The sequence below is a fragment of the Nitratireductor pacificus pht-3B genome, from assembly GCF_000300335.1.
Lineage (GTDB): Bacteria > Pseudomonadota > Alphaproteobacteria > Rhizobiales > Rhizobiaceae > Nitratireductor > Nitratireductor pacificus.
In genome coordinates this window covers 59308-80873 of sequence record NZ_AMRM01000001.1, presented here as the reverse complement: position 1 = coordinate 80873, position 21566 = coordinate 59308, and the positions used below count along the sequence as shown (strand labels likewise).

At 65.5% G+C, this 21566-nt stretch carries 19 protein-coding genes; 8 read left to right on the top strand and 11 right to left on the bottom strand.

Annotated features, from left to right (window positions below; all coding sequences use genetic code 11):
* Positions 1 to 17 precede the first annotated feature (17 nt).
* The 4 genes from NA2_RS00385 to NA2_RS00370 all read right to left on the bottom strand — a co-directional run bounded on the left by NA2_RS00385 (position 18) and on the right by NA2_RS00370 (position 3483).
* Positions 18 to 539 (bottom strand): winged helix DNA-binding protein, encoded by a 522-nt coding sequence (locus NA2_RS00385; protein WP_040676308.1) that lies wholly within the window; start codon positions 537 to 539, stop codon positions 18 to 20.
* 2 nt (positions 540 to 541) lie between these two features.
* Positions 542 to 1846 carry a TRAP transporter large permease gene (locus tag NA2_RS00380; RefSeq protein WP_008592942.1) on the bottom strand — a complete coding sequence of 435 codons (1305 nt, stop codon included), beginning with the start codon at positions 1844 to 1846 and terminating at the stop codon, positions 542 to 544.
* Positions 1846 to 2397 (bottom strand): TRAP transporter small permease, encoded by a 552-nt coding sequence (locus tag NA2_RS00375; protein WP_008592940.1) that lies wholly within the window; start codon positions 2395 to 2397, stop codon positions 1846 to 1848. Before NA2_RS00375 ends, NA2_RS00380 begins: the two co-directional genes overlap by 1 nt.
* Positions 2398 to 2496: 99 nt before the next feature.
* The gene (locus NA2_RS00370; RefSeq protein WP_008592937.1) at positions 2497 to 3483 is read right to left on the bottom strand and encodes a TRAP transporter substrate-binding protein; all 987 of its coding nucleotides are present in this window, start codon (positions 3481 to 3483) and stop codon (positions 2497 to 2499) included.
* Between the two features lie 257 nt (positions 3484 to 3740).
* On the opposite strand from NA2_RS00370, the gene NA2_RS00365 reads away from it, so the two are divergent.
* Positions 3741 to 7364 (top strand): hydantoinase B/oxoprolinase family protein, encoded by a 3624-nt coding sequence (locus NA2_RS00365; RefSeq protein WP_008592934.1) that lies wholly within the window; start codon positions 3741 to 3743, stop codon positions 7362 to 7364.
* Between the two features lie 94 nt (positions 7365 to 7458).
* On the opposite strand, the gene NA2_RS00360 is transcribed toward NA2_RS00365, so the two are convergent.
* Complete coding sequence (locus tag NA2_RS00360; RefSeq protein ID WP_008592933.1) at positions 7459 to 7929, bottom strand: SRPBCC domain-containing protein; 471 nt, start codon at positions 7927 to 7929, stop codon at positions 7459 to 7461.
* Positions 7926 to 8264, bottom strand: a complete 339-nt coding sequence (locus NA2_RS00355; protein WP_008592930.1) for an ArsR/SmtB family transcription factor — start codon at positions 8262 to 8264, stop codon at positions 7926 to 7928. Before NA2_RS00355 ends, NA2_RS00360 begins: the two co-directional genes overlap by 4 nt.
* Before the next feature lie 186 nt (positions 8265 to 8450).
* On the opposite strand from NA2_RS00355, the gene NA2_RS00350 reads away from it, so the two are divergent.
* The gene (locus tag NA2_RS00350) at positions 8451 to 9695 is read left to right on the top strand and encodes a BtaA family protein (protein WP_008592928.1); all 1245 of its coding nucleotides are present in this window, start codon (positions 8451 to 8453) and stop codon (positions 9693 to 9695) included.
* Positions 9695 to 10360: a class I SAM-dependent methyltransferase gene (locus tag NA2_RS00345; RefSeq protein ID WP_008592927.1), complete on the top strand. Its 666-nt coding sequence runs from the start codon at positions 9695 to 9697 to the stop codon at positions 10358 to 10360. Before NA2_RS00350 ends, NA2_RS00345 begins: the two co-directional genes overlap by 1 nt.
* Positions 10361 to 10369: 9 nt before the next feature.
* Here NA2_RS00345 and NA2_RS00340 read toward each other — a convergent pair whose 3' ends face one another.
* Positions 10370 to 11767, bottom strand: a complete 1398-nt coding sequence (locus tag NA2_RS00340) for a serine hydrolase domain-containing protein (protein ID WP_040676384.1) — start codon at positions 11765 to 11767, stop codon at positions 10370 to 10372.
* Positions 11768 to 11894: 127 nt separating this feature from the next.
* Here NA2_RS00340 and NA2_RS00335 point away from each other — a divergent pair, with 127 nt between their 5' ends.
* Positions 11895 to 12710: a glycoside hydrolase family 25 protein gene (locus NA2_RS00335; RefSeq protein ID WP_051011477.1), complete on the top strand. Its 816-nt coding sequence runs from the start codon at positions 11895 to 11897 to the stop codon at positions 12708 to 12710.
* Positions 12711 to 12736: 26 nt separating this feature from the next.
* Positions 12737 to 13915: a lytic murein transglycosylase gene (locus NA2_RS00330; protein ID WP_008592921.1), complete on the top strand. Its 1179-nt coding sequence runs from the start codon at positions 12737 to 12739 to the stop codon at positions 13913 to 13915.
* 78 nt (positions 13916 to 13993) lie between these two features.
* On the opposite strand, the gene NA2_RS00325 is transcribed toward NA2_RS00330, so the two are convergent.
* Complete coding sequence (locus NA2_RS00325; RefSeq protein WP_008592918.1) at positions 13994 to 15427, bottom strand: cation:proton antiporter; 1434 nt, start codon at positions 15425 to 15427, stop codon at positions 13994 to 13996.
* A 144-nt stretch (positions 15428 to 15571) separates the two neighbouring features.
* Positions 15572 to 16792, bottom strand: coding sequence for an alanine racemase (locus tag NA2_RS00320; protein ID WP_008592915.1), 1221 nt, complete (start codon positions 16790 to 16792; stop codon positions 15572 to 15574).
* Positions 16793 to 17093: 301 nt separating this feature from the next.
* Between NA2_RS00320 and NA2_RS00315 the strand changes: the two genes are divergently transcribed.
* The gene (locus tag NA2_RS00315; protein ID WP_008592913.1) at positions 17094 to 18026 is read left to right on the top strand and encodes a DMT family transporter; all 933 of its coding nucleotides are present in this window, start codon (positions 17094 to 17096) and stop codon (positions 18024 to 18026) included.
* A gap of 368 nt (positions 18027 to 18394) precedes the next feature.
* On the opposite strand, the gene metF is transcribed toward NA2_RS00315, so the two are convergent.
* Positions 18395 to 19315 carry a methylenetetrahydrofolate reductase [NAD(P)H] gene (gene metF, locus NA2_RS00310; protein ID WP_008592911.1) on the bottom strand — a complete coding sequence of 307 codons (921 nt, stop codon included), beginning with the start codon at positions 19313 to 19315 and terminating at the stop codon, positions 18395 to 18397.
* Positions 19315 to 20334, bottom strand: coding sequence for an ArsR/SmtB family transcription factor (locus tag NA2_RS00305; RefSeq protein ID WP_040676381.1), 1020 nt, complete (start codon positions 20332 to 20334; stop codon positions 19315 to 19317). Before NA2_RS00305 ends, metF begins: the two co-directional genes overlap by 1 nt.
* A 324-nt stretch (positions 20335 to 20658) precedes the next feature.
* Between NA2_RS00305 and NA2_RS00300 the strand changes: the two genes are divergently transcribed.
* Together NA2_RS00300 and NA2_RS00295 are read left to right on the top strand one after the other, a co-directional pair.
* A complete protein-coding gene (locus tag NA2_RS00300; protein ID WP_008592907.1) occupies positions 20659 to 20988 on the top strand; it encodes a DUF2293 domain-containing protein in 330 nt (109 codons plus the stop codon).
* A gap of 102 nt (positions 20989 to 21090) precedes the next feature.
* Complete coding sequence (locus NA2_RS00295) at positions 21091 to 21510, top strand: hypothetical protein (RefSeq protein WP_192814145.1); 420 nt, start codon at positions 21091 to 21093, stop codon at positions 21508 to 21510.
* Positions 21511 to 21566: the final 56 nt, after the last annotated feature.

Genomic DNA, 21566 nt, shown 5'->3' with positions numbered 1-21566 from the left:
GGGGACCGGCCCTGACGCTAAAGGCTCGTCGCGCTGCGCGCCGCCTGGTCGTACTGGCCGGAGATCGCCCGCATCACCGCCGCGATGTTGGAGAGGGCATCCTCCTCGAGACCAAGCCGCCTGGTACTGGCGATCAGCAGCGCCTCGCGCACCTCGTGATAGCGTTCGCAGGCGGCAATGCCCGCGGCGGTCGCCTTGACGGTCTTCTCCTTGCCGCGCCGTCCGGTCTTCACCAGCCCGAGTGCCGCAAGCTTCTTGATCGCATAAGAGACCACATGCACGTCCTCGATCGAGAACATCATGCACAGTTCCGCCAGGGTCTTCTCGCGGTTGCGGTGATTGACCGCGTGTAGCAGATGAACTGCGACCGGCTGCAGGCCGGGCACGCCCGCCGCCGCCATGCAACGCACCATCCAGCGTTCGAAGGAATGGTTCATCACCGTCATGGCGAACTCGATCTCCGACAGCGCCGGCATGGCGCCGGCGGCCAGATGAGCCGCCGAAACGACGGGACCGATCTTCCGTTCGGCAGTCGACATGTTCACCTCGCGAGCATGGTTTGCGGCAACCACAACGCCAGTTGCGGAAACAGGATGATCAGCACCACGGCGACGATCATCATCAGGAAGAAGGGCAGCGTCATTCCCGCGACCCTGAGGATGTTGTGGCCGGTCAGCCCCTGAATGACGAACAGGTTGAAACCCACCGGCGGCGTGATCTGGCTCATCTCGACCACCAGCACCAGATAGATTCCGAACCAGATGATGTCGAGGCCTGCCGCCTCCACCATGGGCAGGATCACCGACGCCGTCAGCACGACGATCGAGATGCCGTCGAGGAAACAGCCGAGAACGACGAAGAACAGCGTCAGGGCGGCCAGCAGCGCATAGGGAGAATATCCCTGCTCGGCGATGAACTGCGCCAGAGCCCGCGGGATCCCCGTATAGCCCATCGCCACCGTCAGGACCGACGCGCCGGCAAGGATGAGGATGATCATGCAGGACGTGCGCGACCCGTTGCGCAGGGCTTCAAGGAAGGTCGCCCGGTTCAGCGTGCCGCTCAGCCAGGACAGGAGCAGCGACAGCGCGACGCCGACCACCGCCGCCTCTGTCGGAGACGCGAACCCGCCATAGATCGAGCCGATCACGCCGGCGATCAGCGCCAGGATCGGAAACAGCCGCCGCGTCTGCCAGAGCCTCTGCAGATAGGGAACGCGCACGTCCGGCTCGGGCATGCGCCGGCGGTTGATCAGCGCCCAGACGGCCGTGTAGCCCATGAACAGGGCCGCCAGCATCACACCCGGCAGAATGCCCGCGATGAACAGCCGAGCGATGGATTGTTCGGTCGCCGCGCCATAGACGATCAGGATGATCGACGGCGGGATCAGCAGGCCCAGCGTTCCCGAACCCGCCAGCGATCCGATCGCCATCCGCTCGTCATAGCCCCGCCGGCGCAGTTCCGGCAGCGACATCCGCCCGATCGTCGCCGTCGTCGCCGCGGACGATCCCGAGACCGCCGCGAAGATCGCGCAGCCGAGGATGTTCACATGCAGCAGCCGTCCCGGCAGGCGCCGCATCCACGGCGCAAGCCCGGCGAACATGTCCTCCGCGAGCCGCGTGCGGAACAGGATCTCTCCCATCCAGATGAACATCGGCAGGGCGGCCAGGTCCCAGGAGTTGATCGATCCCCAGACCGTCGTCGCCATCACCGCTCCGGGCGGCACGGACACCATCAGGAAGATCGCGGTCAGCCCGGCCGCCATCAGTGCCAGCGCCACCCACAGGCCCGCGGTCAGCAGGGCGAGAAGAAGGGCGCCGAGGATCAGCGAGATAGACGCCAGCTCCATCAGATTTCCTCCGCCGCGATATCCTCGTGCCCCGCATAGGACGGCGCGTCGCCGCGGATTGCGGCGCACAGATCGTCAATGAGCGCAATGGTGAAGACGCCGATGCCGGCCGCCATCGCCGCCTGCGGGATCCACAGCGGGATCGCGATGATGCCGAAGGACAGTTCGTTGAAGCGGTGGCTGTCCGCCGCAAGCTTGGCCGCGTAGAAAAAGAAGAAGCCGGACAGGGCCGTCGCTATCGCCAGGACCAGGATCTCGGCCAGCCGGCGCATTCCGCGCGGCAGCATGCCGATGGCCAGCGTGACGCGGATCTGCACCCCGCCGCGCAGCGAGCCGGCCAGCGCCAGGAACGAGGCAGCGACCAGCAGGAAACCCGCGATCTCCGCCAGGGACGGGACGAGGAACCCGTAAGGCGGCCGGCCGAAGAGAACCAGGACCGCGTCGGCGACCCGGCCTAGGACCTGCGCCAGGACCAGGAGCGCGATCAGGCACAGCGCCGCCATGGCGAGCCCTTCCGCCACGGCATACAGCCGATCGAGAGATTTGCGCATCGTCGTTTCTCCGCATCGAAGCAGGTGCCGCCCGCAGGTGCTGCGAACGCGCGGGACTGGCCGGGCGGCCGCGCGCCGCCCGGATACCGGTCGGGCCGGTCAGTTGCTGTAAGCGTCCAGAACGGCCTTGCCGGCCTCGCCCGCATTGGCGGCCCATTCTTCCGCCATCGTCGCGCCGAAGGCGGCCAGACCCGTCTTCAGCTCGGCGCTGGGCGTCGTCACGGTGATGCCGTTGTCCTTCAGCGCCTGGGTCTTTTCTTCGGTTTCCTTGACCGAAGCCTCCCAGCCGCGCGTCTCGGCGGCAGCTGCGGCATCGAGCACCGCCTTCTGCTGGTCTTCCGGCAGCGCGGCGAACGCCGCCTGATTGACGAACACCATGTTGCGCGGCAGCCAGGCCTGCGCGTCCGAATAATGCGACAAGAAATCCCAGACCTTCGAGTTGGCGCCCGTCGAAGGCGAGGTGATCATCGCCTCGACCCGGCCGGTCGCGAAAGCGGTCGGAAGGTCCGGCACCTCGACCTGGGTCGGCAGCGCGCCGGCAAGCTGCGCCAGCCTTTCGGTCGCGGCATTGTAGGCGCGCATCTTCAGGCCCTTGAGATCGTCCACCGTGGCGATCTCCTTCTTGGTGTAGATGCCCTGCGGCGGCCACGGCACCGAGAACAGAAGCTGCAGCCCCTGCTCTTCCAGCTTCGCCGCCAGCGCATCCCTGGACGCGTCGTATAGCTTGCGCGCATCGTCATAGCTGGTCGCCAGGAACGGGATCGAGTCCGCCTCGTAGATCGGATCCTCGTTGGACAGGCGCGAACCAAGGATCTCGCCGATCTGCGCCAGACCCTGGCGGACGGCGTTCTTGATGTCCGGATGCTTGAACAGCGAACCGTTAGAGTGGACCGTGATCTCCAGCCCGCCATCGGTGGCGCTCTTCACCTCGTCGGCGAACTGGACGATGTTCTGCGTGTGGAAATTCGTGTCGCCGTAAGGCACCGGCATGTCCCATTTGGTCTGCGCCGATGCGGAAACCGAAAAGCCGATCGCGCCGGTGAGGAAGCCGGTGGCAACGAACGCTGCCCGAGTAAAGTGGTGCATGTGAACTCTCCCATTTGATTGAGCTCCGGCGGGGTTCCCGTCCCGCCGCGCTGATGGCAGATTTGCACATCCGGACAATATGTCAACAAATTATTGACGTTTTATCCCGGACGTGGTTTTCATCTTGCATGGCTAATGCATGTCGCATTCAGATGGATCCATCTGAATGACAACGAACATGCATCATTTCAAAGTGTTACAGCGTCCTTCGCGCGTCTTGCAAGACGCGCGGCGCTGTAAGAACGAGGGAACAACCGATGACGCCTGGCAAATGGGATTTCTGGATCGATCGCGGCGGGACCTTCACCGACATTATCGGCCGCGACCCTGAGGGCAGACTGCATGCCCGCAAGCTGCTCTCCGAAAACCCGGAATCCTATGCCGACGCCGGCATACAGGGCATTCGCGATCTGCTTTCGGTAGCCGCCGGCGATGCCATTCCCTCGGCGCTGATCGGCGACGTCAAGATGGGCACCACCGTCGCCACCAACGCACTTCTGGAACGCAAGGGCGACCGGGTCGTCCTGCTCGTCACGAAGGGTTTCCGCGATGCGCTGAAGATCGCCTATCAGGCCCGGCCGGACATCTTCGCCAAGGAGATCGTCCTGCCCGAACAGCTCTATGAGCGTGTCATCGAGGTTCCCGAGCGCCTGCGCGTCGACGGCACCGTCGAGACGGAGCTCGACCTCGATGCCATCCGCGGTGAGATCGAGCAGGCGCGCGCCGACGGCATCGATGCGGCCGCCATCGTCTTCATGCATGCCTGGAAATTCCCCGAGCATGAGAAAGCCGCCGCAAGCCTTTGCCGCGACTCCGGTTTCTCCCAGGTGTCGGTCAGCCACGAGACCTCGCCGCTGATCAAGCTGGTCGGCCGTGGCGACACGACGGTGGTCGATGCCTATCTCTCGCCGATCCTGGCGCGCTATGTCAGCCGCATCGCCCGGGAACTCGGCGTCGGCGCCGATGGCCGTGCGCCCGGCCTCAAATTCATGATGTCGTCGGGCGGCCTTACCGCCGCCGACAAGTTCCAGGGCAAGGATGCGATCCTGTCGGGACCCGCCGGCGGCGTGGTCGGCATGGTCGAGACGGCGCGCCTCGCCGGCTTCGACAAGGTCATCGGCTTCGACATGGGCGGCACGTCGACCGATGTCACCCATTATGACGGCGAATATGAACGCGCCTTCGACACGGAGGTCGCCGGCGTGCGCATCCGCGCGCCGATGATGCGCATCCACACCGTCGCCGCCGGCGGCGGCTCGCTTCTGCACTACGAGGACGAGCGGCTGAAGGTCGGCCCGGATTCGGCGGGCGCCAATCCCGGCCCCGCCTGTTACCGGCGCGGCGGCCCGCTCGCCGTTACCGACGCCAACGTCATGCTCGGCAAGCTGCAGCCCGATTTCTTCCCGGCCATCTTCGGCCCTGGCCAGGATGAGCCGCTCGACGTGGAAACGGTGCGCCGGCGCTTCGCCGATCTGGCGGAGGAGATCGGCGGCGGACGCCCGCCCGAGGCGGTGGCCGAAGGTTTCATCACCATCGCCGTCGAGAACATGGCCAATGCCGTGAAGAAGATCTCCGTCCAGCGCGGTTATGACGTGACCGGCTATTTGCTGAACTGTTTCGGCGGCGCCGGCGGACAGCACGCCTGTCTCGTCGCCGACGCGCTCGGCATGGAGGCGGTGCTGATCCACCCCATGTCCGGCCTCCTGTCGGCCTACGGCATCGGGCTGGCGACAGTCTTCGCCTCGCGCCAGCAGGCGCTTCTGCAGCCCTTCGAGGAAGATTCTCTCGACGCCATCGGCGCCCTGTCGGAAAGCCTTCGCGCCGATGTCGGGGCCGAACTCGCCGACCAGGGCATCGCAGGCGACCGCATCGCCTGGCGCGCCAAGCTCGAGATCCGCTACGACGGCACCGACACCACCCTGCCCGTCACCTTCGAGGGGTCAATTACCGAGGCAAGGGCGGCCTTCGAGGCGGCGCACAAGGCGCAGTTTGGTTTCGTCTATGACGACAAGCCGATGGTCGTCGAGGCGGTCAGCGTCGAGGGTTTCGACGCCCGCGACGCCGCCCCCGACGAAGAGCGGCACGATCTCGGGGAAACGTCGGCGCCCGCCGACACGCGCCGGATCTTCTGCGACGGATCATGGCGGGACGCGAGCGTGTTCCGCCGCGCGACCCTTGCGCCCGGCAGCCGCCTCGCCGGCCCCGCCCTGATCATCGAAGCCAATCAGACCATCGTCGTGGAACCCGGCTGGCAGGCGGAAGTGACCGCCCGCGATCACGTGCTGATGCGCCGCATCGAGAAGAAGGCGCGCGCCGCGGCACTCGGTACCGAGGCCGACCCGGTAATGCTGGAAGTGTTCAACAACCTGTTCATGTCCATCGCCGAGCAGATGGGCGTGACCCTCCAGAACACCGCCTATTCCGTCAACATCAAGGAGCGGCTGGATTTCTCCTGCGCCGTCTTCGATCGCGACGGCGCGCTGGTCGCCAACGCGCCGCATATGCCGGTCCATCTGGGCTCCATGGACCGATCGGTTGAGACGGTCATACGCCTCAACAAGGGCAACATCCGCCCCGGCGACGTCTTCGCGCTCAATGCGCCCTATAATGGCGGCACCCATCTGCCCGACATCACGGTCGTCACGCCGGTGTTCGACGACCGGGGCGAGACCATCCTGTTCTACACCGCCTCGCGCGGCCACCATGCGGATGTCGGCGGCACCGCCCCCGGCTCGATGACGCCGCTGGCAACGACCGTCGACGAGGAAGGCGTGCTGTTCGACAATTTCCGCCTCGTCGAGGGCGGCCGGTTCCGCGAGCGGGAACTGCATACGCTGCTGACCGACCACCCCTGGCCGGCGCGCAACCCGCATCAGAACATCGCCGACCTGAAGGCGCAGATCGCCGCCAACGAGAAGGGCGTCGCCGAACTCAGGAAGATGATCGCCCAGTTCGGCCTGGAGGTCGTCGAGGCCTATATGGGCCATGTGCAGGACAATGCCGCCGAGAGCGTCCGGCGCGTGCTGGAGCGCCTGCCGGACGCGTCGGAATACGCCTATCCCACCGACAGCGGCCAGATGATCCGGGTCAAGATCACAGTCGACCGGCACAAGCGCCAGGCGGCGGTCGACTTCACCGGCACCTCGCCGGTGGAGAAGAACAATTTCAACGCGCCGGAGCCCGTCGCGCGCGCCGCCGTCCTCTATGCGTTCCGTGTCATGGTCGAGGGTGCCATCCCGATGAATGCCGGTTGCCTGCGGCCGATCGATATCATCATTCCCGAGGGCTGCATGCTGCGGCCGTCCTACCCGGCCGCCGTCGTCGCCGGCAATGTCGAGACCTCGCAGCACGTCACCAACGCCCTGTTCGGCGCGATGAAGGCCATCGCCAACAGCCAGGGCACGATGAACAACCTGACCTTCGGCAACGATCAGTACCAGTATTACGAGACCATCTGCTCAGGCTCGCCCGCCGGCCACATGAACGACGGGCGCGGCTTCGGCGGCGCGTCGGGCGTTCACACGCACATGACCAACTCGCGCCTCACGGATCCGGAGATCCTCGAGCTCCGCTTCCCCGTCCTGCTGGAGGATTTTCACATCCGCGAGGGATCCGGCGGCAAGGGCCGCTGGAGCGCCGGCGACGGCACGAGGCGCACCATCCGCTTTCTCGAGACGCTCGAATGCGCCATCCTCTCCTCGCACCGCACCCAGCCGCCGCGCGGCCTGGAAGGCGGCGGCGACGGCGAGATGGGCCGCACCGAGGTGCGCCGCCTCGATGGGCGGGTCGACGTCCTGAAGGGCAGCGACCAGACCGTGGTGCATGCGGGCGAAGCGGTGATCGTGACGACGCCCACCGCCGGAGGTTTCGGAAAAGTCTGAGGCAACAGCGATTGGCATCGAGCGGACAGGCATGGATCCTCGGGTCAGGCCCGAGGATCCATGCCGGAACGGCCACATCAAGCCGACGGCAGGCCTACGCCGCCAGCACCTCTTCCATTCTCGCGTAGCTCGCTTCCATGCCATGCTCCATGCCGGTGGCCAGCATGGCCGTTCGCGTCGCGGCGTCGGGCAGCGTCATGCGCAGGGTCATCAGCGTCCCCGCACCATCCTTCTCGAACCGCGTCTCGATGTGGTTGTCGGGCGTCGGGTCCGGCAGGTGCATGCGCTCCACGTGCACGATGCGGCTGAAAGGCTCCAGCGCGACATATTCGCCGGTGAGGTGAAACCCGCCGCCATTGCCGTCGGACCATTCGTAGCGGATCTTTCCGCCGGGCTTCGTCTCGTTGATGCAGACCGGCATGCTCCAACCGTCAGGGCCGGTCATCCATTTCTGCAGCAGCGCCGTCTCGGTGTGCGCCCGGTACACGCTCTCGGGCGACGCCGCGAAGCGGCGCGTCACCACCACATGGGTATCGCCTTCGGTCTTCAGGGTAAGCTGGCTCATTTCACGTTTCCTTCTTCTTCCTGTTCCATCTGGGCCAGAACCCCGTCCAGCCGGTTGTAATTCTGCTCGAGCGCCTGCCGCAGCATGTCCAGCCACCGGTCGATCTCGCCGATTGCCGATGATGCCAGCCTGCAGGGGCGTTTCGCGCCCTCTACCCGCCGCGTGATCAACCCTGCCGTCTCGAGCACCTTCAGGTGCCGCGAGACCGCCGGCTGCGACATGTCGAAAGGCTTGGCCAATTCGAGAACCGTCGCCTCCCCGAGCGCCAGGCGCGAAAGAATGGCCCTGCGGGTCGGGTCAGCAAGCGCCGAGAATGCTGCGTCGAGTGTCTGCATAAGTGCCCATCCTTTATATAAATCACTTGTTATATAACAAATCAATTAAATGCAAGAGGCTGGCGTATTTTTCTGCAACCGGGAACCTGGCCCAGCGGCCTGTCACGGCCCTGTCGCACCATTGTCATCGCGCCGTAACCGGGTCGGGGTAGCCCGGTCACAATGTCATTTGATGGGAGTCGCGGCATGACCGACCTTTCCGCAAACATCGCCCTGTCGGGCAAACGCGCGATCGGCCGGGCCGTCTATCAGAACCGGGCCCTGTCCAAGGCCGGCCTGTCCGAACGGCTTTTCGCGCTGCTCTTCTCCGGTCTCGTCTATCCGCAGATCTGGGAGGACCCGGACGTGGACATGGCGGCGATGGAACTCGACGAGACCCACCGCATCGTCACCATCGCGTCGGGCGGCTGCAACGTCCTGGCCTATCTCACCCGGCAGCCGGCGAAGATCGACGCGGTCGATCTCAACACGGCGCATGTGGCGCTCAACAGGCTCAAGCTCACGGCTTTCAGCGCACTGCCCTCGCATGCCGATCTGCTGCGCTTCTTCGGCGTCTCCGGCAACAGGAGCAATGCAGAGGCCTACCGGCGCTTCATCGCCCCCAGGCTCGATGCCCAGTCGCGCCGCTACTGGGAGAAGCGCGGCCCCCTGGGGCGCGCCCGCATCGAGGCGTTCAACGGCAATTTCTACAAAAAGGGCCTGCTCGGCTTCTTCATCGCGACGAGCCACGCGGTGGCCCGCTTCTACGGCGTCAACCCGGCGGACATCATGAAGGCCCGGTCGATGCGCGAGCAGCGCGTCTTCTTCGAGGATCATCTGCGTCCGCTGTTCGACCGCAGCCTCGTGCGCTGGGCGACCTCGCGCAAGGCATCCCTGTTCGGGCTGGGTATCCCGCCGGCCCAGTATGATTCCCTCATCACTGCCGGCAACGGAACCATGGCCGACGTGCTGTCGAGCCGCCTCGAAAAGCTCGCCTGCCATTTCCCGCTGCGGGAGAACTACTTCGCCTGGCAGGCCTTTGCCCGCCATTATCCCTCCCCCGACGAGGCAACCCTGCCGGCCTATCTCGAACGGAAGAATTTTGCCACGCTCAAGGCCGCCGCCGACCGCGTTGCCGTCCATCACGTCAATCTGGTCGATCTGCTCCGCGCCAAGCCGGCCCACAGCGTCGATCGCTATGTGCTGCTCGACGCGCAGGACTGGATGAACGACGATCAGCTTAACACGCTGTGGAGCGAGATCACCCGCACCGCCGCGCCCGGCGCCCGCGTGATCTTCCGCACCGCTGCCGCGCCGAGCCTGCTGCCCGGCCGGGTCTCGAGGGCGCTGCTCGACCAGTGGCGCTACGAGAAGATCCGTTCGCGCGAATTGTCGGCCAGCGACCGCTCGGCGATCTATGGCGGCTTCCATCTCTATGTGAAGAACGCCTGATGCCGGCGCTCGCGGAGGCTTCCGGCCATGCGCGCCTGATGGACGGCGTCTACCGCCGCCAGCGTCACATCTACGACCTGACCCGCAAGTTCTACCTGCTCGGCCGCGACGGCCTGATCGCCGGGCTCGACGTGCCGGCGGGCGGCAGTGTCCTCGAGCTCGGCTGTGGCACGGGCCGGAACATCGCCCTCGCCGCCGAGCGCTTTCCGGACGCCCGCTTCCATGGCCTCGACATCTCCCGCGAGATGCTGGCGACGGCCCGGCAGCGCATGGAGCGCGAGCACATTGGCGACATCGTCACCCTGGCCGAAGCAGATGCCGCCGCATTCGATGCGCAGGCACTGTTCGCGCGGTCCCGGTTCGACCGCGTCTTCATCTCCTACTCCCTGTCGATGATCCCGCCCTGGCGTGAAACGATTGCCGCCGGCCTCGACTGCGTTGTCCCCGGCGGCACGCTGCACATTGTGGATTTCGGCCGGCAGGAGCGCCTGCCCCTCTGGTTCCGCTCCGGCCTGCGGCGCTGGCTGGCCGCCTTCCACGTGAGGCCGCGCGATGCGCTGCATGCGGTTCTGGAATCGGAATGCGAGAAACGCGGCGCAAGCCTCCGGTTCGATTCCCTTTTTCGCGGTTACGCGGTGAGCGCCGTTATCCGCCTCCCCGGCTGAGGCCGTCACTCATTCCTGCCTGCCCGGCAGCTTCAGCAGGGCTTCCACCAGGGCCTGCGGCTTGTAGCCCAGCTTCGATGGCGTCAGCCCCATGCGCACCACGACCATGCGTCGCGACGGGATGATCGTCACCGTCTGCCCGTCATGACCGAGCAGCCAGTAGGCGTCTTGCGGCAGGTCGAAGCCCGCATCCGGGTGGGTTCCTGCCGGCGTCGTGGCGCGCGGACCGTGCAGCCAGACATGCCGGCCGTATTCGCCGCCGGAGGCGACCGTGGGCGTACTCATCCACGCGACCCAGCCTTCCGGCAGGATGCGCTCACCCTTCCACACGCCGTCCTGCAGCAGAAACTGGCCGAAGCGCGCCCAGTCGCGGGCCGACGCGAAGAGATTCGACGAGCCGACATAGGTGCCGCGCGAATCCGTCTCGAGCACCGCGGTGTCCATGCCGAGCGGCCGGAACAGAGCTTCATAGGGCCAGGCAAGCGCATCCCGGGGCGCCGAGAAACTCGCCTGCCAGATGCGTGACAGAAGCACGCTCGTTCCGCTCGAATAGCTGAACGCCGCGCCGATCGGGTCGACAAGCGGCATCCCGGCGACGAACCCCGCCATGTCGCTCTCCAGATAGAGCATGCGCGTGACGTCCGTCACGTCGCCATAATCCTCGTTGAACGCCAGGCCGCTCTCCATCCCGAGCAGGTCCGCCACAGTGATGTTCGCCCGCTCGTCATTCTCCCATTCCGGAAACAGGCGGTCGTCCTCGACCGACATCCTGCCGGCGTGGACGCGCGCGCCAATCAGCGCCGCAGTGACCGTCTTGGTCATCGACCAGCCGGTCAGGGGCTGGGTGTAATTGACCACCCCTTCGCCGAACCTCTCGCCGATGATCCGCCCGTCCTGCACCACCACGACGGCGCGCATGCCCGGGCCGGTCAGCCTTTCATCGTCGAGAATCTCCGACACCAGCGGAAACTGCGAGACGTCGATGCGCAGGCCCTCGGGCCACAATGCAACGCCGAGCGGCTCCTGCGGCGGCAGGTAGAAGCGCCTGCCCTCCGCAGCGGACACGTTGCCGTCGGGCACCGAGGTGCATCCCGTGGCGCCGCGGAAGACCGCCAGACCCTCGCCGAAAACGCCGAACAGTCCTGCATGAACCGTCGCATCGGCGGCATCCACGCGCACGCGCATGAGCTTCAGGAGCGGGTGGCCGGGCGCCTGCACATCGTCGCGCAGCACCACCTGGGGGTCTCGTCCGGCAATGAAGAGGTTCGAGCAGACCGTTTTCGCCGCGAAGCCCGAACCGAGGCGGATCAGCGCGGGCGGAGCAAAATACAGCCACAATGCGCCGGCAAGGAGCACGGCAACAAGCAGCGCCGCAAGCCATTTCAGGCCCGAGTAGATCCTGCGCATCATGTCTCTTTCACTGGTTCGGGCCTGTCTCGGCGGTTCAGGCCAAGGTGACGGGGCCGCCGTCTTCAATTATTTCTGCCGCTAACGCCATCGCTACTGATTCGTCCGCCGGGGGCCAAAACCGATCATGCATCGATTGCTGATTGCCAGTCTATCCGCTTTTCTTTTTGGTTGTTCCACGGTCAGCTACGACTTATCCGACGTGGCGCCGACGCCGCGCGCGGAAGCGCCCGGACCAGCCTCGCGTCACGTCGGGCCGCGCTTCGGCGACACCGACCCGCATGAGTGGGAGCGTGGGGCGCCATGGCACTATGCCGTTCACGGCACCGACGTTGCGAAATACCAGCAGGAGATCGACTGGGCGGCGGCGCGCCGCGGCCGGATTTCCTTCGCCTTCATCAAGGCGACCGAGGGCGGTGACCGGGTCGACGACTATTTCGCCCGCAACTGGAACGCCGCCCGAGTCGCGGGCATTCCGCGCGGCGCCTATCACTTCTACTATTTCTGCAGGCCCGCCATCGAGCAGGCGCGATGGTTCATCCGCAACGTGCCGCGTGATCCGGCGGCCCTGCCTCCCGTGCTCGACATGGAGTGGAACCCGCAATCGCCGACCTGCAAGCTGCGTCCGCCGCCCGAGACCGTGCGTTCCGAGATGCGCGTCTTCCTGCAGGCGGTCGAGCGCCACTATGGCAAGCGCCCGATCATCTACACCTCCATCGATTTCTTCGAGGACAACCAACTCAGCCGCTTCCACGGCTATCCATTCTGGCTGCGCTCCGTCGCCGGTCATCCGGATGACAAATATTCCAATCACCCTTGGACGTTCTGGCAGTACACCGGGACAGGCGTTGTCCCCGGCATCACCGGAAAAGCCGACATCAATGTCTTCAACGGCGATGCGGGCACCTGGAAGAAATGGCTTGCAGCCAACACCGGCCGCTAAGGCCGCAGTACACAAGGAGAGTGCACATGCACACCAGAACGATCGCGCTCGGCGCGCTGCTCGCACTTGGCCTGGCCACCGCGGCGCAGGCGCAGCAATGCGGCGGCGATTTCGCCGCCTGGCGCAGCGCCGTGAGAGCCGAGGCCGCCAATGACGGGATCGGCGAGCGCGGCCTGTCGGCACTCGAGGCCGCGCGGATCGACGAGACGGTCCTGCAACGCGACCGCGCGCAGGGTGTTTTCAACCAGACCTTCATCGAGTTCTCCGGCCGCATGATCAATGATTACCGGCTGAAGAACGGCGCCGCCAATCTGAGCAAATATGCCGACACCTTCGCCCGCGCCCAAAGCGAGTTCGGCATACCCGGTCCGGTTATCGCCTCCTTCTGGGCGCTGGAGACGGATTTTGGCGCGGTGCAGGGCGACTTCTCGACCCTGAACGCGCTGGCGACGCTGGCGCATGACTGCCGTCGGCCCGAGATCTTCCGGCCGCAGCTCGTCGCCCTTCTCCACCTGATTGACCAGGGTTGGATCGGCGCCGACGTCACAGGCGCCTGGGCTGGCGAGATCGGCCAGATGCAGATGCTTCCGTCCGACTACTACACCAAGGGCGTCGATGGCGACGGGGATGGCCGTGTCGATCTCAAGGGCAGCGCGCCCGACGCCATCCTGACCGCAGCCAGAAACCTGCAGTCCCTCGGCTGGAAACCCGGGCAGCCCTGGCTTGAGGAAGTTCGCGTTCCCGACCAGATGCCGTGGGAGAAGACCGGCCTGGTCAACCCGCTGCCGCGCTCGGAATGGGCCGCCATGGGCGTCACGCGCCGCGACGGCAGCCCGCTCGAGAATGACGCAATGCAGGCCGGCCTGATCCTGCCCATGGGGCACAGGGGACCGGCTTTCCTCGCCTTCGAGAACTACGACATCTATCTCGAATGGAACCAGTCGCTCATCTACACGCTGACGGCGGCCCACCTCGCGGCGCGTCTTGACGGCGCGCCGCGCTTCGACCCCCGGTCGCCGGAACAGGGTCTCGCACCCGAGATGATGAAGCAGTTGCAGCAGAAACTCGCCGGGCGCGGTCACGACGTCGGCAAGATCGACGGCATTCTCGGCGCGGGAACGCGCGGCGCGGTCCGGCAGGAACAGCTTCGCCTCGGCCTGCCCGCGGACGGCTGGCCAACGCCGACCCTGTTCTCGAACCTGTAACGTCGTTTTGGCGCTCAGGCGAAATCGCTCGACACACGCCTGACCACGAGCGACAGGAAAATGAAGCATCGCGCCCGATCAGGGCGCGGCGCTCCGCTCCTTGTCGGTGGCGGCCTCCGTTTCCGGCTTGTCGGGGTCCTGAACGGTCCCGGCAGCCGGTTCCGCGACCTCCTGCGCCGCCGCTGATTTCGCCGCCTTCTCCTGCGCCCGGCGCACGCGCCATTTGCGCAGCGTCATGCGCCCCGCCCGGTAGCGCGCGCGCATCCACCACAGCCCCTCGCCCACATTCTCGATCTCGCCCGCATAGGCCTCCGACAGGGCCTCGCGATAGGATGAAAAGCCCTTCGCCGCGACATCCTCGATACGGCGCATGATCGACATCCAGGCCGGCGAGACGAGCAGCGAAATGGCGGTCACCGCGATCGCCAGGCGGTAACCGTCCTGCCCCAGCGCGCCGGCGGAGAATCCCGCCGCCGCCAGCACGAAGGAGAACTCCCCGATCTGCGCCATCGACAGGCCGCCGATCAGTGCCGTGTTGCGGTCATGGCCGGTCGCACGCAGCAGGAACACGTTGAGCAGGGTCTTGGCCGCGATCACCACCAGCGCCGCGCCCAGCACCACCCAGAGATTGTTCCAGATGTAGGACAGGTCGAACAGCAGGCCGATCGACAGGAAGAACACGACGACCAGAACGCTCTGGATCGGTTCGATCACCGGAATGATGCGCGCCCTGAGCGTCGAGTTGCCGACCACGATACCGCCGACAAAAGCACCATAGGCGGGAGACAGGCCCAGCACGCCCGACAGCGCCGCAGCGCCGAAACAGACGCCCATGGCGCCGAGCGCCAGGATCTCGACATTGTCGGCGATCTGTGCAGCGAAAGGCGCGCGCAACTTGCCGCGCCGGCCGAGCCACCACAGCAGCCAGGCCAGGAAGCCGACCGCCAGCGCCACTTTGGCGGCCACCGCGAACAGGCCCGCATCCTGCCCGCCGAGCGCCGAAACGATGATCAGCATCGGCACCACGGCGATGTCCTGCGCGATCAGGACGGCGATGGCGATCCGCCCGGCATCGCCGCGCAACTCGTCCATGTCGTCGAGCATCTTCATCGCGACGACGGTGCTCGACAGGCCGATGATAAAGCCGAAGATCAGCCCTTCCGCCATCCCGGCTCCGGTTGCCCAGGCGAGCGTGAGGCCGATGCCCAGCGCCACGGCCAGTTGCCCGGTCGCCACCAGCACCGCCGGCTTCAGGCTGATGATGAAAGCGCGCAGCGACAGCTCCATGCCGATGAAGAACAGCAGCATCAGCACGCCCATCTCGGCAAGCGCGGTCACGCTGTCGGAATTGCCGATCAGCCCGAAGCCCGTCGGGCCGAGCACGACGCCGGCGAGGATGAAACCGACGAGCGGCGGCTGTTTCAGGCGCATCAGGCCGAGGCCGAGCGCGATGGCCATCAGGATGACGAACGCCATCTCGGTCAGGGGAACGGCGTGCGCTTCTGCTTCCAATATCGGTCCTTTCCGTTTGCCGCCTGGGTGGCTCGCACGATCCTAGACCGCTTTTTCGCCTCATAGAAACGCCTGAGCGGTCCATTTGCCTCGTTTTTCCGCGTCCGTCTTCGTGTCAGATGCTTCCGCCCGGCGGCAAACGCGCTAGTCGGCCATGGTTTCCAGGCTGGCGAAGCCTTCCGGTGCCTTGCCGGCGTCGAACGGTGTCGTCACCTCGACGAAATGGTCCGGGTAGAACCCGTTGAAACGGGTCCTGAGCGCCATCGAATAGGCGCCGATATGGCCGATCTCGATCCAGTCGCCCGTATCCACCGTCTCCGGCAGCCAGAACGGCCGCGACAGGATGTCGACCGAATCGCAGGTGGCGCCGCAGACCCGGAACGGCACGATGGCGCCCGCATCGCCATTGCGGTTGCGGATGGCCGGGTCGGAGATGAAGCGTGCGGGAAGCGTGATCTTGCCGGTCCAGGAATCCGACAGCGACGCCCAGATGCCGTCATTGATGTAGAGCCGCCGCCCCTTGCGCAGGAGCACGCGGACGATCAGCGAGAAGGCACGGGCGACGATGACCCGTCCGGGTTCCGCCACCAGCGGCAGTTCGTCGAATCCCCATTCCACGATGTCCTGGCGCAGCCGCGCCATCAGCGCATCGAGCGTCGGCATGTCCGGCTTCTTGCGGTTGGGGTCGTGGCCGTATTCCGCCGGGAACCCGCCGCCGACATCGAGGCCGGCGAGCGCCACCCCGGCCCTGTTGCGCACCCAGTCCGCCGAAGCCAGCGCCCGTTCATAGGTGTCAGGGTCCTGGATCTGCGATCCGACATGGAAGCACAGCCCCACCCTGTAGCCATGCCGGTCGAGCCGCTGCAAGAGTTCCACGGCCTGGGCGGGGCCGGCGCCGAATTTCTTCGACAGTTCATAGGCCGCGTGGCCCTTGGTCTGGATGCGGACGAAAACGGTCAGTGTGCCGGGGTCGATGTCGAGCGCGCGCACCACGCGCACCAGTTTGGCCACCTCGTCCTCGTGATCGACCGCGATCACGCGGATGCCGTATTCCTCGAGCGCCAGGCGGATGTCCGACTGCGCCTTGACCGGGTGCATGTAGAGCATCTCCGCCCCGGGGGCGACCGCCCGGACCGCGGCGAACTCGGCCGGCGACGCCACGTCGAAGGCATCGACCCCCGCATCGGCCAGCGCCTTCAGCACCAATGGCTCGCCATTGGTTTTCACCGCATAGGCCGTCTTGCCGGGAAACGCCTGCATGAAACCGCGCGTGTCCTCCCTCAGCACCTCCGGTCGGAAACAGTAAACCGGCTGGTCCGGACGGAGCTTCAGGGCAACGTCGCGGGCGGTCTCGAAAATCTGCATCTGCATCTCCGGTTCGCGGGCGAATGGACGGCGTGAGGCTGCCCATCGAACCTAGAGAATTTGTACCGCATGTAAATGTTCCCGCATCAGGGTTTGCGCTGCACCGGAGGCACGCGGCATATTTCGGGTGGCCCGTTCGTCCGCCGGGGCGTATTGGGTGTTGGGCAGAGCGCCGGCTGGGGCACCGGCGCATCTCGCAGTCAGAGGGAACCACCTGACGTCCGCATAAACGCGGAAAGACGAAGAGATCGGCACATTGTGCTTTTCGGTGAGACCTTGAACGGGTCTGGAGGAGGCAGGAATGACGGCTCACGCCAAAGCGCAACCGCCGATGCACCAGACGGCGCAGCAGATGTCGTTGCAGAACTGGGCGCTGGTGATCCTGCTCGGCCTCGTCTGGGGCGGCTCCTATTTCTTCGGTCGGGTCGCCGTCGCGGAGATGCCGCCGCTCGTGCTGGTCATGTACCGGGTCAGCATCGCCGCCCTGGTCCTGCATGCCTGGCTCCTGCTGCGCGGCCCCTCTTTCCGGCTGGCCCTGCCCCACGCCGGCAGTTTCGTGGTTCTCGCGATCCTCAACAACGTCATCCCCTTCTCGCTGATCTTCCTCGGCCAGACGGAGATCGGCGCCGGCCTCGCCTCGGTGCTGAACGCGACGACCCCCTTCTGGACGGCGATCCTCGCCAATCTCCTGACCGCCGACGAGAAGCTGTCGGGACGCAAGATCCTCGGCATCCTCTTCGGGATTGCGGGCACGGCGATCATGATCGGCCCCGGCCTGCTCCACGGCCTCGGCGGGCCGATCTGGGCCAAGTTCGCGCTCATCGGCGCCGCCTTCTCCTACGGACTGGCCCTGATCTTCGGCCGCCGCTTCCGCTCCGTGCCGCCGCCCATCGTCGCCGCCGGTCAGCTGACCGCCTCGAGCATCATCATGGTGCCGCTCATTCTCGTCGTCTATGGCTTCGGCGGCGTGGTTTCCTTCAGCACGGAAATCTGGGCTGCAGTCGTCTCGCTTGCAGTCATGTCCACAGCCTTCGCCTATCTGATCTATTTCCACGTGCTCGCCACGGCAGGTGCCACGAACGCGTCGCTCGTCACCTTCATCGTGCCGGTCAGCGCCATCCTGCTCGGCGCGGTGTTCCTGCAGGAACGTCTGGAGAGCTTCGAGTTCGCCGGAATGGCGCTGATCGCGGCAGGCCTCGTCACGATCGACGGGCGCCTGTTCCGCGCCCGCTGACGGCAACCGCGAGCGGCTTGTCGCTCAACTTGTTAACACAAAGTGAATCGGCCCGATTGCCCAGCAAATTCAATCGATACAAGGCGCGCGGGGAGAAGTTTTCCTCAATCCTGCTGCGGCGCAGCATAAAATGCGCTTGCCGCGCCAGGCCTCGCCACTAGAATCCGGTTTCTTAGAAAGCAGAGGAGGCTTTGCCATGGGACTGACACGGCCTGTCAATGCACTGATGATTTGTGCGGCATTTGTTTTCATCGGCGCCCTTGTCATGGGCGTCCTGCCATAATCGGCCTCGACGCTGCGCCCAGAGCGGCAGCCACGCAGAAATTCCGATTTCAATGATGAAAAGGGCCGGATTTCCGGCCCTTTTTTCATGCTGCGGCGGATGCCGCCTTCGCTTCGGAGCTGCCGGGCCGGATGCCGATCATGTGGCAGACGGCCAGCGCCAGGTCCGCCCGGTTCATCGTGTAGAAGTGGAACTCGTCGATGCCCCGGTCGATCAGGTCGATCACCTGTTCGGCTGCCACGGCCGACGCCACGAGCGCATGGATCTGCGGTTCGTTCTCCAGCCCGTCGAACCGTTCGGCCAGCCAGCCCGGCACATGCGCCCCGCAACGGCTGGCGAAATTCGCCACCTGCGCGAAGTTGTGCACCGGCTGGATGCCGGGAACGATCGGGATGTAGATGCCGGCGCGCCGAACCCGCTCGACGTAACGCTCGTAGAGATCGTTGTCGAAGAAGAACTGCGTGATGGCGCGCGTTGCGCCGTTGTCGACCTTGCGCTTCAGCATGTCGATGTCGGTGGCGAAATCCGCGCTTTCGGGGTGCTTTTCCGGATAAGCCGCGACGGAGATGTCGAACTCGCCCTGACGGCGCATCGCGCCGACCAGCTCCGCGCCGTTGCTGTAGCCACCAGGGTGCGGCTTGTAGGCTTCGCCCACGCCGGCGCTGGAATCACCGCGCAGCGCCACGAACCGCCGCACGCCCAGCGCCGCGAATTCGCCGATCACATGATCGACATCCTCGCGCGAGGCATCGACGCAGGTCATATGCGCGGCGGGGGTGAGCGTGGTTTCCTCCAGGATGCGCCGGACCGTGCGGGCCGTGCGCTCACGCGTCGAGCCGCCCGCACCATAGGTCACGGAGACGAAGTCCGGCGCGAGCGGCGCGAGCCGCGTCACCGTTTCCCAGAGCCGCGCCTCCATCGCCTCGGTCTTCGGCGGAAAGAACTCGAACGACACGCGGAGCTTGCCGGCCGTGTCGGGGCGGCGGGAAAAATGCGATTGCGGCATCAAGCCGTCTCCTTCTGAGCCGCCGCCGGCACTGTGCCGTCGGCAATCTGTATGCGCCGGTCGCGCACGAGCCACAGCTTGACGGTCAGCCCTCTCTCGGCGTCGCCGCGCGGCGCGAATTCCATCGTGTCCGTCAGGTCGAGTTCCGCTTCGTCCAGCCATTCCGCCACCTGGCCGTCGGCAAGACCGAGCCGCATGTGGGCATGCTCCTCGCGCAGGAACTCGTGCCCGTGCGGGGCGAAATCGACGATCACCAGCCGGCCGCCCGGCCGCAACAGCCTGGCCGCCTCGCGGATCGCCACGCCCGGCCGGTCGATGAAGTGCAGCACCTGATGGATGGTCACGAGGTCATGGGCATCGCGTTCCACCGGCGGGGCCGCGATATCGCCCAGCCGCACCTGCGCGTGGGCGATGCCGGCGCGCTCCAGATTGGCGCGCGCCACCGCCAGCATCTCGCGTGACAGGTCGATGCCGACCCCGCGCTGATAGAGCGGCGCGAACACCTCCAGGAGCCGTCCGGTCCCGGTTCCCAGATCCACCATGGACTGGAAAGGCCGCTTTCCGACGAGCTTCTTCAGCCCGTCCTCCACGGCCTTGTCGGAGACGTGCAGCGAACGGATCTGGTCCCAGCTTGCCGCGTTGCGCGAAAAATACTCCGCCGCCCGCTCCTCGCGGCGCCGCTTGATCGAGGCAAGCCGTTCCAGATCGCGATCGATCACCGGATCCGCCCTGTCGAGCCGCGTCACCACGCCATCGACGAATTCCCGCGCCGCATCCGAGTCGGACAGCCGGAAATAGGCCCAGGAGCCTTCCTGGTAGCGCACGATGAGCTGCGCCTCGAGCAGCAGCTTCAGATGCCGGGAGACGCGCGGCTGTGACTGGCTGAGAATTTCCGTCAGGTCGGTGACCGTCAGGTCGCCCTGCGACAGCAGCACGAGAATGCGCAGCCGGCTCGTTTCCGCCGCCGCCTTCAATGTGTCGACCATCTGGTAGAGTTCGATTGCCGGGCGCGTCAGCATGCGCTCCTCCTGAAACATATAAAGATATGCTTATATCGTTTCCGATTGCTTGGCAAGACGGATCGGGCCAGTCTGCTTTCCTGTGCCCGCCCCGCTGGAGCGTTTCCAGCCGATACAGCATCAATTCGACGCCGGATGATGCGATGAAACAAGGACATAAAGCGTGGCGAGCGAATCTGAAAGAGTGTGGGACGCCCTAGAACAGTTCATCGTTCCACGGAAACAATGAACTGTTCTATCTCATTGTTTTTCCGCATTTATGCGAACGTCAGGTAGTTCCACCTGACTGCAATATGCTCTAGACAATCAGGAACCTGTCCGTCCATGAAACGCGCCTCCACTGCCCGACGCCGCGCCGTCGACAAGGCCCTGACCCTGCTGTTGCCCTGGGTGCCCTTCGCCGATGCTGAAGCCATTCGCGCCCATGTGGACGACCGCAAGCTGCGCACCCTGCCCCCCGCCATCGCGGTATGGCTCGCCACGATCAGCCATGTGCGGCACGTCCACACGCAGTACGACGCGCTGCTCGACGAAGGCTACGAGCGCGACGCGGCCCGGCATTTCGTGGTCGATGAGATCAATGCCGTGCTGACCAGGTGGCGCGCAACCCGCTTGCTCGATCCGGAGGTGGACGACATCGGAGACGATGCGTGATCGCGTTGGTGTCTTTCGGGAGCCACTGGCAGCCTTTGAGTATGCTGCCATACATCCAATCTACGCGCGTTTGCGGACGCATATTGGAGAACCATCGGTATGATGCATGAAGAGCTCAAACCGACCGAACAGGCCGCTTTCGACCGGGCCAACCGCGGCATTGAATTGGGCGTGGACGCGAAGCACGCGCAATCCCTTGAAGAATGGCGTGCCGCCACCGAGATCGTCGGCTCTGGAGACGTTCGCGAAGATCTGGCGCAGTGGGTAAAGTCCGGATATGGCGCGGCGCTTTACGACACCGGAGCCTATGCGGAAGCGATCGAGATCGCGCTTGAGACGCTGCAATGGTCGGAAGCACAGCGATCCGTTCTGTCGCTGCTGACCGTCGCCCGCTCGCAACTGGCGCTGGGCTACACGGACGCGGCAAAGCCCTACCTGCAAAAAATCCATGAGCGCATCGGCGCCGACATCTACGAGCAGTTCGAAGACGACAAGCACGCGACCATCCGCTCGGCGCTATAGCACCTCTCGGTCCGGTGAAACCACCTGATGCCCACATGGACACCGATAACAAGGAG

Excerpts from the sequence above, each read along its gene's own strand:
- NA2_RS00385 (WP_040676308.1), bottom strand. The coding sequence starts at position 539 with ATGTCGACTGCCGAACGGAAGATCGGTCCCGTCGTTTCGGCGGCTCAT.
- NA2_RS00380 (WP_008592942.1), bottom strand. The coding sequence starts at position 1,846 with ATGGAGCTGGCGTCTATCTCGCTGATCCTCGGCGCCCTTCTTCTCGCC.
- NA2_RS00375 (WP_008592940.1), bottom strand. The coding sequence starts at position 2,397 with ATGCGCAAATCTCTCGATCGGCTGTATGCCGTGGCGGAAGGGCTCGCC.
- NA2_RS00370 (WP_008592937.1), bottom strand. The coding sequence starts at position 3,483 with ATGCACCACTTTACTCGGGCAGCGTTCGTTGCCACCGGCTTCCTCACC.
- NA2_RS00365 (WP_008592934.1), top strand. The coding sequence starts at position 3,741 with ATGACGCCTGGCAAATGGGATTTCTGGATCGATCGCGGCGGGACCTTC.
- NA2_RS00360 (WP_008592933.1), bottom strand. The coding sequence starts at position 7,929 with ATGAGCCAGCTTACCCTGAAGACCGAAGGCGATACCCATGTGGTGGTG.
- NA2_RS00355 (WP_008592930.1), bottom strand. The coding sequence starts at position 8,264 with ATGCAGACACTCGACGCAGCATTCTCGGCGCTTGCTGACCCGACCCGC.
- NA2_RS00350 (WP_008592928.1), top strand. The coding sequence starts at position 8,451 with ATGACCGACCTTTCCGCAAACATCGCCCTGTCGGGCAAACGCGCGATC.
- NA2_RS00345 (WP_008592927.1), top strand. The coding sequence starts at position 9,695 with ATGCCGGCGCTCGCGGAGGCTTCCGGCCATGCGCGCCTGATGGACGGC.
- NA2_RS00340 (WP_040676384.1), bottom strand. The coding sequence starts at position 11,767 with ATGCGCAGGATCTACTCGGGCCTGAAATGGCTTGCGGCGCTGCTTGTT.
- NA2_RS00335 (WP_051011477.1), top strand. The coding sequence starts at position 11,895 with ATGCATCGATTGCTGATTGCCAGTCTATCCGCTTTTCTTTTTGGTTGT.
- NA2_RS00330 (WP_008592921.1), top strand. The coding sequence starts at position 12,737 with ATGCACACCAGAACGATCGCGCTCGGCGCGCTGCTCGCACTTGGCCTG.
- NA2_RS00320 (WP_008592915.1), bottom strand. The coding sequence starts at position 16,792 with ATGCAGATTTTCGAGACCGCCCGCGACGTTGCCCTGAAGCTCCGTCCG.
- NA2_RS00315 (WP_008592913.1), top strand. The coding sequence starts at position 17,094 with ATGACGGCTCACGCCAAAGCGCAACCGCCGATGCACCAGACGGCGCAG.
- metF (WP_008592911.1), bottom strand. The coding sequence starts at position 19,315 with ATGCCGCAATCGCATTTTTCCCGCCGCCCCGACACGGCCGGCAAGCTC.
- NA2_RS00305 (WP_040676381.1), bottom strand. The coding sequence starts at position 20,334 with ATGCTGACGCGCCCGGCAATCGAACTCTACCAGATGGTCGACACATTG.
- NA2_RS00300 (WP_008592907.1), top strand. The coding sequence starts at position 20,659 with ATGAAACGCGCCTCCACTGCCCGACGCCGCGCCGTCGACAAGGCCCTG.
- NA2_RS00295 (WP_192814145.1), top strand. The coding sequence starts at position 21,091 with ATGCATGAAGAGCTCAAACCGACCGAACAGGCCGCTTTCGACCGGGCC.